The sequence below is a fragment of the Nitrosomonas sp. genome (genome assembly GCF_019752095.1).
Lineage (GTDB): Bacteria > Pseudomonadota > Gammaproteobacteria > Burkholderiales > Nitrosomonadaceae > Nitrosomonas.
Genome location: NZ_JAIEMO010000025.1, coordinates 39,735 through 52,841, shown reverse-complemented (window position 1 = coordinate 52,841; position 13,107 = coordinate 39,735). Strand labels below are relative to the sequence as shown.

General features: G+C 48.8%; 13 protein-coding genes and 1 pseudogene. 3 read left to right on the top strand and 11 right to left on the bottom strand.

Going from position 1 to position 13,107, the window contains the following annotated elements:
* Position 1 precedes the first annotated feature (1 nt).
* The 11 genes and pseudogenes from nuoL to K2Q13_RS07950 all read right to left on the bottom strand — a co-directional run bounded on the left by nuoL (position 2) and on the right by K2Q13_RS07950 (position 11,031).
* Positions 2-1,939 (bottom strand): NADH-quinone oxidoreductase subunit L, encoded by a 1,938-nt coding sequence (gene nuoL, locus K2Q13_RS08000; RefSeq protein WP_292920538.1) that lies wholly within the window; start codon positions 1,937-1,939, stop codon positions 2-4.
* A complete protein-coding gene (gene nuoK / locus K2Q13_RS07995) occupies positions 1,936-2,259 on the bottom strand; it encodes an NADH-quinone oxidoreductase subunit NuoK (protein WP_292920537.1) in 324 nt (107 codons plus the stop codon). The genes nuoL and nuoK overlap by 4 nt, the downstream gene beginning before the upstream one ends.
* Positions 2,256-2,747: an NADH-quinone oxidoreductase subunit J gene (locus tag K2Q13_RS07990; RefSeq protein ID WP_292920536.1), complete on the bottom strand. Its 492-nt coding sequence runs from the start codon at positions 2,745-2,747 to the stop codon at positions 2,256-2,258. Before K2Q13_RS07990 ends, nuoK begins: the two co-directional genes overlap by 4 nt.
* Before the next feature lie 106 nt (positions 2,748-2,853).
* The gene (gene nuoI / locus K2Q13_RS07985; protein ID WP_292920535.1) at positions 2,854-3,408 is read right to left on the bottom strand and encodes an NADH-quinone oxidoreductase subunit NuoI; all 555 of its coding nucleotides are present in this window, start codon (positions 3,406-3,408) and stop codon (positions 2,854-2,856) included.
* A 5-nt stretch (positions 3,409-3,413) separates the two neighbouring features.
* Entirely contained in the window at positions 3,414-4,376 is a 963-nt protein-coding gene (gene nuoH / locus K2Q13_RS07980; RefSeq protein ID WP_292920534.1) for an NADH-quinone oxidoreductase subunit NuoH, read from the bottom strand.
* Positions 4,373-6,682, bottom strand: a complete 2,310-nt coding sequence (gene nuoG, locus K2Q13_RS07975; RefSeq protein WP_292920533.1) for an NADH-quinone oxidoreductase subunit NuoG — start codon at positions 6,680-6,682, stop codon at positions 4,373-4,375. Before nuoG ends, nuoH begins: the two co-directional genes overlap by 4 nt.
* A gap of 2 nt (positions 6,683-6,684) precedes the next feature.
* The gene (locus K2Q13_RS07970; RefSeq protein ID WP_292920532.1) at positions 6,685-7,965 is read right to left on the bottom strand and encodes an NADH-ubiquinone oxidoreductase-F iron-sulfur binding region domain-containing protein; all 1,281 of its coding nucleotides are present in this window, start codon (positions 7,963-7,965) and stop codon (positions 6,685-6,687) included.
* Positions 7,966-7,971: 6 nt separating this feature from the next.
* A complete protein-coding gene (nuoE, locus tag K2Q13_RS07965; RefSeq protein WP_292920531.1) occupies positions 7,972-8,451 on the bottom strand; it encodes an NADH-quinone oxidoreductase subunit NuoE in 480 nt (159 codons plus the stop codon).
* Between the two features lie 13 nt (positions 8,452-8,464).
* Positions 8,465-10,177, bottom strand: a complete 1,713-nt coding sequence (gene nuoD / locus K2Q13_RS07960; protein ID WP_292920530.1) for an NADH dehydrogenase (quinone) subunit D — start codon at positions 10,175-10,177, stop codon at positions 8,465-8,467.
* 24 nt (positions 10,178-10,201) lie between these two features.
* A pseudogene (locus K2Q13_RS07955) lies at positions 10,202-10,678 on the bottom strand (NADH-quinone oxidoreductase subunit B family protein); the annotation flags it as partial.
* Entirely contained in the window at positions 10,645-11,031 is a 387-nt protein-coding gene (locus K2Q13_RS07950) for an NADH-quinone oxidoreductase subunit A (RefSeq protein ID WP_292920528.1), read from the bottom strand. The gene K2Q13_RS07950 and the pseudogene K2Q13_RS07955, both read right to left, overlap by 34 nt.
* A gap of 291 nt (positions 11,032-11,322) precedes the next feature.
* On the opposite strand from K2Q13_RS07950, the gene K2Q13_RS07945 reads away from it, so the two are divergent.
* The 3 genes from K2Q13_RS07945 to K2Q13_RS07935 all read left to right on the top strand — a co-directional run bounded on the left by K2Q13_RS07945 (position 11,323) and on the right by K2Q13_RS07935 (position 13,094).
* A complete protein-coding gene (locus K2Q13_RS07945; protein ID WP_292920527.1) occupies positions 11,323-11,760 on the top strand; it encodes a CBS domain-containing protein in 438 nt (145 codons plus the stop codon).
* Positions 11,761-12,161: 401 nt separating this feature from the next.
* Positions 12,162-12,674 carry a DUF1993 domain-containing protein gene (locus K2Q13_RS07940; RefSeq protein WP_292920526.1) on the top strand — a complete coding sequence of 171 codons (513 nt, stop codon included), beginning with the start codon at positions 12,162-12,164 and terminating at the stop codon, positions 12,672-12,674.
* Between the two features lie 57 nt (positions 12,675-12,731).
* Complete coding sequence (locus K2Q13_RS07935) at positions 12,732-13,094, top strand: hypothetical protein (RefSeq protein WP_292920525.1); 363 nt, start codon at positions 12,732-12,734, stop codon at positions 13,092-13,094.
* The last annotated feature ends 13 nt before the right edge of the window (positions 13,095-13,107 follow it).

Below are 13,107 nucleotides of genomic sequence, written 5' to 3'. Positions count from 1 at the left end.
CTCACCATAACCAATAGCTTAACAAAAAGACGGCTCCCATGCTGATCATCAGAGCATAGCGACTTAACAAGCCATTTTGTGTGGCGCTGAGTCGTGCATATCCGAATCGAAATCCTGCTAACAAGCCAGCGATACTCTTATCCAGCACACCGTGCTCTACACCTCTGCGGCAGGCGGAGGCAAGGAGCAGGCATGCATGTGTCATTTTATGCAGTATTCCCTCAATTAAAAGCGCATCTGTGGCCTTTAATAAGCGAGCCAGGCTGAAATACGGTTGTATCAACATGGTTTGGTAAAGAGCATCGAAACCCCATCCGGTACGTAAAAAAATTATTTTGGTCAGGTAATGGCCTGCCTGTTCACGGCGCACTAGCACAAGGGCCAGTCCGATACCGATTAATGTCAACAGACTGGTGATGAATTGCAGGCTGTAAGCAATCTCAAGCGGAGGATGCACTGTTAACCTGAATTCATCTTCCAACCATACGCTCCACTGGTGAGGAGCCAGCCAACCTACTGGAAACTCAACAAATCCGCCAATAAGGCTGAGCAAGGCTAAGATAAGCAATGGCCATGTCATTGAACCGGGAGCTGATGGTGTTGAAGCGTTGGATCGAGAACCCTGAAAAACAATAAAATAAACACGAAAGATATAAACTGCAGTCAACAGTACACCGAAAGCTGCAAAAGCCCATAATAAAGGGCCTGCAGGTGCCGACCACGTAGCGGTAAGAATGGCCTCTTTACTATAAAATCCAGCGGTAATTAAGGGGAATCCTGCTAACGAAGCAGCGCCGATCAGAAAAGTCCATCGAACCAGAGGTGAGTGATTGTCAAGTCTGCCCAGATTATGAATATTGTGTTCATTTCCGCTAAAGTGGATTACTGTTCCCGCTGCCAGGAACAACAAGGATTTAAAAAAGGCATGCGTAACCAGATGGAACAGTGCCAGCGCATAAGCGCCACAACCCAGCGCTAGAAACATATAACCGACCTGACTGATAGTGGAGTATGCCAATACGCGTTTGAAATCGTTTTGCGCCAGAGCAGCGCTGGCTCCATAGACAATCGTTAACGTACCAATGGCTGCCACCGACCACTGAACATGAGGTGCCAGTTCGAACAAAGGATAAGTGCGGGCGATTAAATAGACTCCGGCTGTGACCATGGTGGCGGCGTGAATCAATGCAGAGACCGGACTGGGGCCAGCCATGGCGTCCGGTAACCAGACCTGGAGTGGTAACTGCGCCGATTTACCGATAGCTCCGCCAAGTATCAGGAGCGCTGTTAGTGTGGCCAGCTGTGAACCCGTTTCCCACTGCGCAGTGGCATTTGCAAGCAGATATGACAGTGACAGATCGTTAAACTGGCTGTACAAAAGAAAGATACCGAGTGCCAGTGACATGTCGCCAATACGAGTGGTGACGAATGCTTTGCGTCCTGCGCTGGCCCGCATTGGTTCACGATACCAAAAGCCGATCAGGGCAAAAGAACAGAGTCCGACCAGTTCCCATCCCAGATAGAGAAGCAGCAGATTATCAGCAAGTACTAGAATGAGCATACCTGCGAGAAACAAGTTGAGGAAAAAATAGTAGCGGCGTTGATCGTTGTCTTCGGCCATGAAAGTTATCGAGTAAATATGAATCAGTAAACCGATGCCGCTTACTACGCTCACCATTACCAGAGCAAGACGATCCAGGGTAAATCCTATCGTTGGATTCCAGTTGCCCACCGCTATCCAGGTGTAAAGCGTTTGTTGTAATGGCTGGCTGGTAGCGGCACCGGCCAGCCATGTCAGCAGCACGACTAGAAAAGCAATGGCCGCAGCACAAGTCGCCAAGATAGCGAGATGTCTACGTTGCAGTAGCCCTCCCAACAAGGCAATGATCAGTGCGCTCAACATGGGTGCGCCAGGAATCAACCACAGAAGCTGACTCATGGCGGTTCACCTCGAGTATCATCCTTGAGTTGGGTGAGCATATTTACTTGTGTTACCTTGAAGTGTTCATAGGCCAGCCATACCAGAATCAGCGCTACGGCCAACTCAGCAGCAGTTACTACCATCAGGAAGATGGTCAGTACCTGACCATCAGCATTATTCCAGTATTGACCGGCCGCTATGGCTGTCAAAGCCGCTCCGTTGAACATGACCTCCAATCCCATCAATATGAAGAGCAGCTCGCGTCGTAGCAGTATGATCAAGAGCCCCAGGGTGAACAATAGCGCTGCAATAATAAGACTATGAGTTAAAGGAATCATGAGCGTCCTTTGCGGCTAAGATAAAGAGCGGCAATAAGTGCTGCCAGTAGTAAAACTGCAGCGGCTTCTACCAACACAAGATATGGTCCGAACAGTGCATGCCCTACTGCTTTAGGTTCAATTGCCGTATTTTCATTTGTTTCTTCTGCCGGATATCTGTTGAGTAATAGCAGGAGCTCCAGCCACAGAATCAGCGCCAGGAATGCAGGCCCTTTCCAGCCAGAGGGCAGAGGAAGTGACTGATTTCGTTCGGATCGCAGGTTCATTACCATAATCAGAAAAAGAAACAGAACCATGATTGCACCGGCGTAAATCATGACTTGCAGTGCCGCCAGTAGTGGTGCGCCGAGGAGAAAAAATATCAGTGCCAATGCCAGCAATGAGATGACGAGGTAAAGCGCGGCATGCACCGGGTGGGTCACTTTCAATATCGCAGCGGCAGCAAGCACCGCGATGGCGGCAGTGAGATAGAAAATAACTTCATACATAAGCTTTATTCATTAAATTAATGGTTGTTGTCATGATTTTTACTTATTCCGTTCTATTCGTGGTCAATTGCTGTGCTGCTTGGCCAATAGGTCAATTATTCTTTTGTCAGGGCAAATTATTATCACGATCCACAGGCGGCGTGTCACCTTCAGCTTCGCCGATGGCTTTGCCGGGTATCGCCACACCGGCATGCCGATAAAAATTATAGCCGGGATGTTTTCCCTGACCGTCAATCAGCAATTGGTTTTTCTCGTAAACTAGGCTTTCATGATGCCGCTCACACATTTCGAAATCCGGTGTAAGCTGAATCGCCAGTGTTGGACAGGCTTCTTCACAAAAACCGCAAAAAATACAGCGGCTGAAATCGATAGAAAAGGTTTCTGGGTAACGGCGGCCATCGCCATTTTGACGAGCCTGCAGATGGATACAATCTACCGGACAGACAGCCGAGCATAAGTAACAGGCGACACACCGCTCTTCACCATCAGGGTCACGTGTCAGAACAATGCGTCCACGCCAGCGTGAAGGCAATGTTCGCTTGATGTCTGGATAAGATACTGTCTCACGTTTTACGAAAGCATGGCGCAGAACCGCCCATAGTGAACGGCCTAATCCTTTAATCAGTGCTAATGTGTAATTGTTTGTCTGTTTTTTATTCATGATTATTAACCTTCCATCCAGAACAGCCCTAATAAAGCTGTACCCAGAAGATTAATCAAGGCTGCCGGCAACAGCAGTTTCCAGCCACTATTCATGAGTTGATCATAACGCAGTCGGGGCAGGCTAGTGCGCAACCAGAAAAATAGGAAAATTAATACCAGTGTCTTTAGCATAAACCAGAAGACACCAGGTAGCCAGGGACCATGCCAGCCACCCAGAAACAGTACCGCTATCAACGCCGCGATGAGCAGTACGCCGATATACTCACCCAGATAATAGAAAGCGAATTTGATGTCACCGTATTCGGTATTGTAGCCGGATGCCAACTCGTTTTCTGCTTCGGGAAGATCGAATGGCAGACGATTAGTCTCGGCAATACCGCATACGAGAAAGATCATGAATCCAATGGGTTGAAAAATAATAAATGGTAATTCCTGGGCCGCGACGATATCCACCAGGCTGAAGGAACCGCTTAATATAACGACACCCATAAGAGCAAGACTCATAGGCAGTTCATAACTGATCATCTGTGCAGCGGAGCGTAGGCCGCCGAACAGTGGATACTTGCTGTTGGATGCCCATCCGCCGAGCATGATGCCGTAAACTCGCAGCGAGGAGAGCGCCAGTATAAATAACAGTGCAATATTGAGATCCGCCAACCACCAATCATCGCTCACTGGAACGACAACAAAGCTAAGCAGTGCGGTGAAAGGCACGATAATGGGAGCAATGATATAGATGTTTCGATCGGCAAAAGGTGGTACGAAATGTTCTTTGGTCAACAGTTTGAGAAAGTCAGCAACGGGTTGTAACAAGCCAAAAGGACCGGCGCGATTAGGACCAAGGCGATCCTGCAGCAGGGCGAGTATCCGGCGCTCGCCATATACCATAAGAGCAGCAATAAACAACAGTCCCAGCAGCACTAATCCTAGGCCGGAAAACGCGAGAAGCCATTGGGTGAAATTCATAGAACCTGCTCCAGTTCAAGTGAATCGCCGTGACCGACACCCAATTGGACGAGCACGTTGCGTGCAATGGCAATTGTACCGGTTGCCACATCCTGATTAAACCGCACAGATAGAACCATTGAGCCGGAAGAACCACGCAATTTTATTTTCGAACCATTCTTGATGCCTGCATCAATGGCTGAGGTCGGTTCGATCATCGCGACAGTTTTAGGTGTGAGTGCCATCAGGCCCGGTGCAAAGCTGGCAAGTGCTTCATCGCCATACCAGCTCGCTAAAGCGGCTTGCCATGTACTATTGCAAGATTCTTGAATTGAATGTGCGGATGCAGTGGCAGGCATGGGCAAGGAGGGGGCGGTTATCAGTGATCCCGTTGTGCCGGGTTTGGGTATTTGAAAGTCAGAAAAGATATCACCTAGCACAGATGGAGCAGCTTGTAAGGAGTGACCAAGATACTGAGCCAGATCTGTAATTACCCTAGCTACGTTGGGAAGGTATTCTGGGCGGTGAAAGACAGTCGCGAAGCCTTGAGCACGGCCTTCATAATTGATGAAAGTGCCGCCACGCTCTGTCCAGGCAGCTACTGGAAACAGAATATCTGCTGCTTTTGCAGTAGCGGTCAAAATACAATCGAGAACGATAAGAGCGCTAAGGTTGCGGCAGGCGGCACGCCAGCGCGTGCCAAAACGTGAATCACCGAGTGGATCATTGCCAGCAACAATCAGGATCCGGATCTGACCAGCTTCAACTGCTTCAAGCATAGCCACAGCACTGCCTGTAGGTGAGAGTAGAGCGGCTCCATAAGCATTTGCTCCAGAAAATGCGTATGCGAGTTTGGTGTCCGATCCAAGTGCAGTGGCCAGTTTCGAAAGTGTAGATACCTCTTGGGAAGTCATAGTTTCGATAGCGCCAATCAGCAGTGATTTCCGGGCTCCCATCAGAGACGCTGCGATATCTGTCATTGGTGTATCAGTTATGTCTTCGGCTGCAGATTGAGCATTTATCAGTTGATATAAACGCGATAGTTCTGTGCACATTTCCTGTGGTGATACGGTTATTGCAGTAGTTGCGAATTGCGCCAGTGGCGTGGGACTGCTGTACAGAAACGCTAGTTTGGCACCTTTACGGTAAGCCTGGCGCAGGGCTAGATCGATCATAGGCGCATGAGCGGTTAGATCGCCAATAATTAATGCTGCGTCTATTTGTTCTATTTCCGCAAGGGATGGTGCGTTACCTATATTTTGAAGTGAACTGACGGCTGCGATTGTTGCTGTTTCTAGTTTGGGATCACTAAATGCAGTAAAGATACCGCCCAGGTTGTTCAGTAAAGCCTGCAGCATTGCGTTACCTTCCAGATCCTCCCGTGTCGATCCGAGTCCTCCGATGCAATCTTGAGTCGATTTGATCTGTGAAGCAGCGGCGTTAAGCGCATCATGATAACTCGTATCTGTACCTGAAACACGCGGTGCTAGCGGCCGGGCACTGTGTTCGCTGTATTGATGACCGTAACGGCCACGATCACAGATAAACCATCGATTGAGTTCAGGATGAGCACGATTGCGCACGCGGCGCAGTGTGCCATCTCTTGCGCCAGGCAGGGTATTGCAGCCGACGCTGCAATGGGGACAGATGGAAGGTGCGGTTTTCAAGTCCCAGACCCTGGCAAAGTGCTGCCGGAATATGGCATCAGTAAAGACCCCGGTCGGGCAAACCTCAACTAAATTGCCGGCGAAGGGATTCTCCAGCGGACCGTCCTGAAAACGCCCAAAATATACTTCATTGCGCAGGCGCATTGCGCCGAGATCGTTGCCTAGCGCATAGTCCTGGTAAAATCGGGTGCAGCGATAGCAGGTAATGCAGCGGTTCATCTCATGGTGAATTAAGGGGCCTAAATCCTGATTCGGGAAGGTGCGTTTACGGCCGCGGTAGCGGCGATAGGGCGGACCACAGACGACAGTCATATCCTGCAAGTGACATTCTCCACCTTCGTCACAGATTGGGCAGTCATGAGGATGATTGATCATCAAGAATTCGATCACGTGCTGCCTTACCTGCTGTGCTGCAATGGCAGAAACGGAGACTTTAAGTCCGTCTTCGGAGGGCTCGAGGCAGGCCATTGCAACCCTTGGAGCTTTGCCGGAATCTTTAGGGGTGATCTCCACGGCACAGAGACGACAGGCACCGAGACTACCAAGTGCAGCATGGTAACAGAAATGGGGGATTTCTAGATTTGCTTCCAGCGCAGTCTGGAGAATGTTGTCGCCCAGTTTAAAGGGGATGGCATGACCGTCAAGCATAATTTTACCCATGGTTATGCCCCGTTTTTGTTAGCTTCGTTAAATGGGCAACGACCTGTTGTAACATGGTGCTCGTAATGATCGTGAAAGCATTTTAGGCTGCTGACGAGTGGCATCACTGCGCCTGGCGCAAAGGCGCAAAAAGATTGTGAAGCAATTGTGGCGCACAGTTCATCTAGGAGTGCCAAGTCATCAGCTCGACCTGAACCAGAGCTGATAGTAGTTAGAATCTGTGTTAGATAGGGCAATCCGTCTCGGCAGGGCGTGCAAAAACCGCAGGATTCACGTGCAAAGAAGCGCATCAGGTTCAACGTAACTTCAACCGGGCAGGTGGCGTCATCCAGGACAATGATACTGCCTGTGCCAAGTCTTGATCCTGCTTTTGCGATAGGATCAAAATCCATTGGTACATCAAGGTGTTTGGGTAACAAAAAAGCTGTTGAAGCACCACCCGGCAAGAAGCCGAGCAGTGCTCTGTTCTCGTCAAGGCCGCCAGCATGTTCGAAGATCAATTCCCGGGCCGGCGTGCCGCATGGCAGTTCAAACAGGCCTGAATGCTTTACTTTGCCGCTGACACAAAATAATTTGGAACCACAGCCACCATTGACACCAAGTTCACGAAACCAGTCCGCGCCATTGAGCAGAATATGCGGTACATTGATCAGTGTTTCGACGTTATTTGTGGTGGTGGGCTGTCCCCATAACCCATGCGTGCTGGGTCGCGGTATCTTGTGGCGGGGGTTGGGGCGCTTGCCTTCAATAGCGTTAATCTGTGCGGTTTCTTCACCACAGATATAGCGTCCGCCGCTCAGATGCGCTTCGATCTGTAGATTAAAGCCGCTACCTCTGATATTAGTTCCCAACAATCCGGCCGTTTCTGCTTCCTGAATAGCTTGATTCAAAGCATTCCCGCCTTTGGCGTACTCGCCCCGTACAAATATGAAAGCGCGTTCGGCCTGTAGTGCAAAGGCGGAAACAATGATTGATTCAATGATCTGATGAGGGCCGCCATAAAGCAAGTAACGATCCTTGAAAGTGCCAGGCTCAGACTCATCCAAATTACAGATCAGGTAGCGTGGCGATGGCGCATCAGCACCTCGCAGGCGCCACTTCAGACCGCATGGGAAGCCTGCGCCGCCGCGGCCGCGCAGATTAGCGGCTTCAACTATGCCAATAATTTTTTCAGGCTTGAGATCAAAAGCTGAAGTCAGACTGCGATAGCCGCCGGTTGCTTGGTAAGCGACCAGGTTCAGTGGAGCGACTGGGTCAAGATGACGAGTCAGTAAAGCTTCCATGGCGCGCTAATCCTTTTGCTGCAAGCGTTGCAGCAGCGCTTTCAGAGATGCATCGTTCAATGGTCCCAACGCTTCTCCGTCGACAAGTGCCGCAGGCGCTTTGTCGCACAGACCCAGACAAATGCCAGGTAAAACGGTAAGAGCGCCATCTGGAGTAACCGTGCCTAAAGGCGTACGAATATATTCTTCGGCTGCTGTCAATAACTGATCTGCGCCGCGCATGCTGCAGCAGACGCTGTCACAGATCCGGACAGTGTGTCGGCCTGCAGGCCGGCGATAAATTAAGCTGTAGAATGTAGCCAGTTCTTCTGCTTCGGTTGTAGATAGGCCGGTAATCTGTGCGATTTTCTCAATTGCCGCATCGTCGAGATAACCCAATTCGGCTTGCAACGCCTGCATTGCCGGTATTGCCACCGCCCGGCGCTTCGGATGGGTGCGTGGCAGGTGGAGCAGATCTTTTTGCAATTCTTTCAAGATATTATTCATGTCTGCAATCCCTTTAGCGATCGATGTCGGCCAGGACGTAGTCGATTGATCCGAGTATAGCGATCAAGTCTGCCAGGAAATGTCCTGTTGCGAGTGACGCAAGGGCCTGCATGTGCGGAAAAGAAGGCGTACGAATGCGCAGGCGGTAAGGATGTTCCGTGCCGTTGCTGACGACAAAATAGCCGTTCATCCCCTTGGGGGCTTCGGTGATAAACAGGCTTTCTCCGGGTGGAAAGGCCATTCCTCGCCCTACGGTAATGAAATGGTGGATTAGTGTTTCAATATCTTGCAATGTTGCTTCCTTGCGCGCAAAGGCATAGCGTGCCTGGTCGGAAAGAACCGGGCCGCCAGGCATGTTTTGCATGGCTTGTTCAACGATGTAAAGGCTTTGACGGATTTCTTCCAGACGCACTTCGGCGCGGGCCAGGGAATCGCCTTCGATTGCGGTAGGCACTTCGAAATCATACTGCTCATATCCACTGTAGGGGCGACATTTGCGTAAATCCCATGCAAATCCACAGGCGCGGAGATTAGGTCCGCTGAATCCCCAGTCGATCGCTTGCGCGGTGGTCAGAACGCCAATGCCGCGAGTACGCAGGCGCATGATGGGGTTGCTCGTGAGTAGTGCCTGATACTCATCTATCGCAGCAGGCATGCGTTTCAGAAAGTCTTGTAATGCTTCGTGCCAACCTTCAGGTAAATCCATTGCTACGCCGCCGATGCGAAAAAAAGCCGGGTGCATACGTCCACCCGTAATCAATTCAATTACATCGAACAGATACTCACGATCTCGGAACGCATAGAATGGAGGCGCCAAAGCACCCAAGTCATGAGAGTAGCTGGCCAACCAGACTAGATGGCTGGAAATACGGAACAACTCACAAAGCATCACACGGATTACCTGCGCGCGTTGCGGAACCGTAATCCCAGCAAGCTGTTCTACCGCCAGTAGGTAAGGTAGTTCATTTTGTACGCCGGATAGATAGTCTATGCGGTCAGTATAAGGAATGTAGCTGTGAAAGGTCTGGCGCTCGGCCATTTTTTCGGCGCCACGGTGATGAAATCCAATATCAGGACGTACGTCGCGGATCTCTTCGCCTTCCAGCCGCACGACCAGACGTAGCAAACCATGTGTGCCTGGATGCGTAGGGCCGATATTAAGAGTCATTTCTTCGGCGATATTTGCTGGTTCGTGATAATCCTCGGCGCGGTAACTTTCCATAATCTCACGATAACGTGCCTCAGGCAGCTGGTAGGGTGGCATTTCTGTGGCACGATTAGGATGTTCTTTGCGCAGGGGATGGCCTTCCCAATATTCGGGCATTAGAATCCGTTGTAGATTGGGGTGATCGTCGACGTGGATCCCGAACATGTCATAGAGCTCACGTTCATACCAATTGGCGGCATTCCAGATAGTGCAAATGCTGGGCAATACTGGATCTTCTGCAGGTAGATTAACTTTTATACGTAAATCAGCATTTCCGGATAGTGATAGCAGTTGATAGAACACGGTCAGACCGCCGTTTCTTTTTGTTTCGTCTATTGCAGACAAGTCAAAGAGCATCTCAAACTGGGGCGTTGCCTCATGTTTGAGAAATTTGAGTGTTTCGGTAATACGTTCCGGTAGCACTGATAAGGTAGTGACTCCGTCACAGGGCAGTTCGCTGGAAACCGCGTTAAAGCGCGACTCTAATTGCGAGATAAGCACCATTTCTCCATCAGTCATCAATTATCCCTCGATTCTCAGGCCAAGCGGTCGGCGTTCGTTGCCAATTGATTCCTGTAATAAGACTAAACCTTGTAATAATGCTTCCGGTCGTGGAGGACAGCCTGGCACATAAATATCCACCGGCAAAATCTTGTCTATTCCCTGAACAACGCTGTAGATATCGTACATGCCGCCGGAATTGGCGCATGAGCCCATGGAGATAACCCATTTGGGTTCGAGCATCTGATGATAGAGCCGTAGGATCATGGGCGCCATTTTGATGAACACCGTCCCCGAAACAATTAACAGGTCGGCCTGCCGTGGTGAGCCGCGCATTACTTCGGCGCCGAAACGGGCTATGTCGTGGCGCGGCGTGAATGCCGCCATCATCTCGACAAAACAGCATGAAAGGCCAAAATTGAATGGCCATAAGGAATACTTTCGTCCCCAAGAAACGGCTTCTTCCAGTTTGCCGAAAACGGCTGTTAAAGGCCCCTGGTTGTTTTGTCCGGAGTCCATGCCAAACCTCCTTTGCGCCATTCATAAATTAAGCCGAACAGCAAAATCATGATAAACACACAGGCACCAATCACGCCTTGTGCGCCCAGCTCCCAGTAAGTTACAGCCCAGATGAACAAGAACGCTGCTTCAATATCGAATATCAGAAAAGAGACCGCGACCACATAGAAGCGCACCGGCATACGGGCACGCGCATCACCTGTTGGGGGAATACCGCATTCATAGGGTTGTTCCTTGTCCCACTGTGAACGGTATCCCCCCAGCCAGTGGGAAAGCCATAACAAACCTGATAGCGCGAACAATACAAGTAGCGCAAAAAGACCAATAACGGTAGCGGGTGAAAGGTTTTGCATTGCGGCATCCCCTATGTTTTTATGAACGGTTCTCGGAATCGTTCATATCAGCTTCGTTCATGCCTGTTAATTTCTGCAGTCAAAAGCGTCGAAACAGTTGAAAATATGACCACGTTCAGGAAAGAACTGTTTCATTAAAAAACTACGGTAAGTTTAGTCGCTTGTCAAGTGAAAGAATTGTTGTCATTTCTCATAGGCTATGCGTTCGCTGAACCGAGATGCTATGCTAGAATTGTCATTTGGATATGAATAGAAACTAGATTTATTTTGTAGGAAAAAAGGGGGATTGCCATGAAAACCGTAAGACAGTTATTAGATGAAAAAGGACATGAGGTTAAAATTGTATCTCCTGAAGATTCGCTCATCGATGCTATGCAGCAAATGTCCTCCAACAACATTGGTGCATTGCTGGTAATGGACGGTGGCAAATTGGTGGGTATTCTGACAGAAAGAGATTTTTCCCGGAAATCGTATCTTTTGAACAAGCCATTAACGGATGTGCGTGTCAATGAACTTATGACTCGTCAGGTGGCATATGTTAGTCCGGACTATACCAATACGGATTGTATGGCATTGGTTACAGAAATGCGGGTTCGTCATTTGCCCGTTCTGGATGGCGACCGTGTGATAGGTTTAATATCGATTGGCGATCTGGTTAAGGATACGATTTCAGAACATCAATTTATAATACATCAGCTTGAGCGTTATATATACAGCACGCCGGAATGATACGGTAGCGTAGTCGCGTTTATTTTTTGTAACTACCCCATGGTAAGGCTTCGGGGTACAAGAAAATCCCATGCTGACGCAGTTCTTATTTTGGCTTGCCCTGATTCTTAGCAGAACTCTCAGCTATACTCCAATCCGCTCCTTCCTTTACAGTTGCGACATAATCACCATCAGTTCAAAGATCTCATACTTTGAATCGTAAGTGCATTCTTGCAGACACTTATAGCCATTTTCTGATGAATTGTCAAAATGACTATATTGAATACTTTTCTTTTTCAGGGTCAATTAATTATCTCGGTTAATCATATTTCATGCGTTGTTCGTGCTAATTCACATTCGTTCATGAGATACTTCACTGCAATATTCAATAATGTCTTTCATCAATTAACCGGGAAAATCGTATGATCAGCTCTTACATGCACAAAACATCCATACCCGTTTTTAAACAATTATTAAACAGTTTAAGCGGTATTTTAACTAAAGCCGAAGCTTACGCAGCCGAAAAAAAATTTGAACCAGCAGTGTTACTGAATGCCCGGCTGTATCCTGATATGTTTCCTTTGCTTCGCCAGGTGCAAGTCGCCGCCGATTTTGCCAAGAGCGTATCAGCGCGATTGGCAGGGGTTGAAGTGCCAGCGTATGAAGATAATGAACAGACCTTTGCTGATCTGCAGGCGCGAATTAGTAAAACTCTGGTGTTTATTGAAAGTTTGGCGCCCACCCAATTCGAAGGCAGCGAGATGCGTGAAATCGTGTTACGCCCGGGTACACCAAAAGAGAAAAAGCTGCTTGGACACAACTATTTGAATAACTATGGGCTGCCACAATTTTTCTTCCATGTGACTACCGCCTATGCAATTCTGCGACACAATGGATTGGCAGTTGGCAAAGGTGATTTTATGGGTAATTTTTAAGTTTTTCCGCAATTGATTATCGATACTAATCAGACAAATGCTGATGATTTGACTTTGATGAAAACTATCACCGCAGAGCATGCTGCAGAATTAATCTTAGAGCTTCTCAAAGCAAACTCGTGGCTTAATGCACCTGGAGTCATGACGAAAGATGATTTTCACGCGAAAGATGAAGCTATTCTATTTTTGCAGCAGATGGCAACTCATGGCGCAAGCAGCTTTGGTGATACCAGCCAATCAGCGCAGCGGATAATTAGCGGATTTTTGTTGGACTTTATGAGTAAGCTTATGCATCCCGGACATCCACTTAATAGAAAGAGTTGGCAAGTGGATGGTTCGAAACTGATGCCTGAACAGGGATTGCAGATCATCGCTGCCGAAATCATCGGAAACCAGCTTCGACCTCAAAGTGTGCATTGATGGTTTGTCTTGA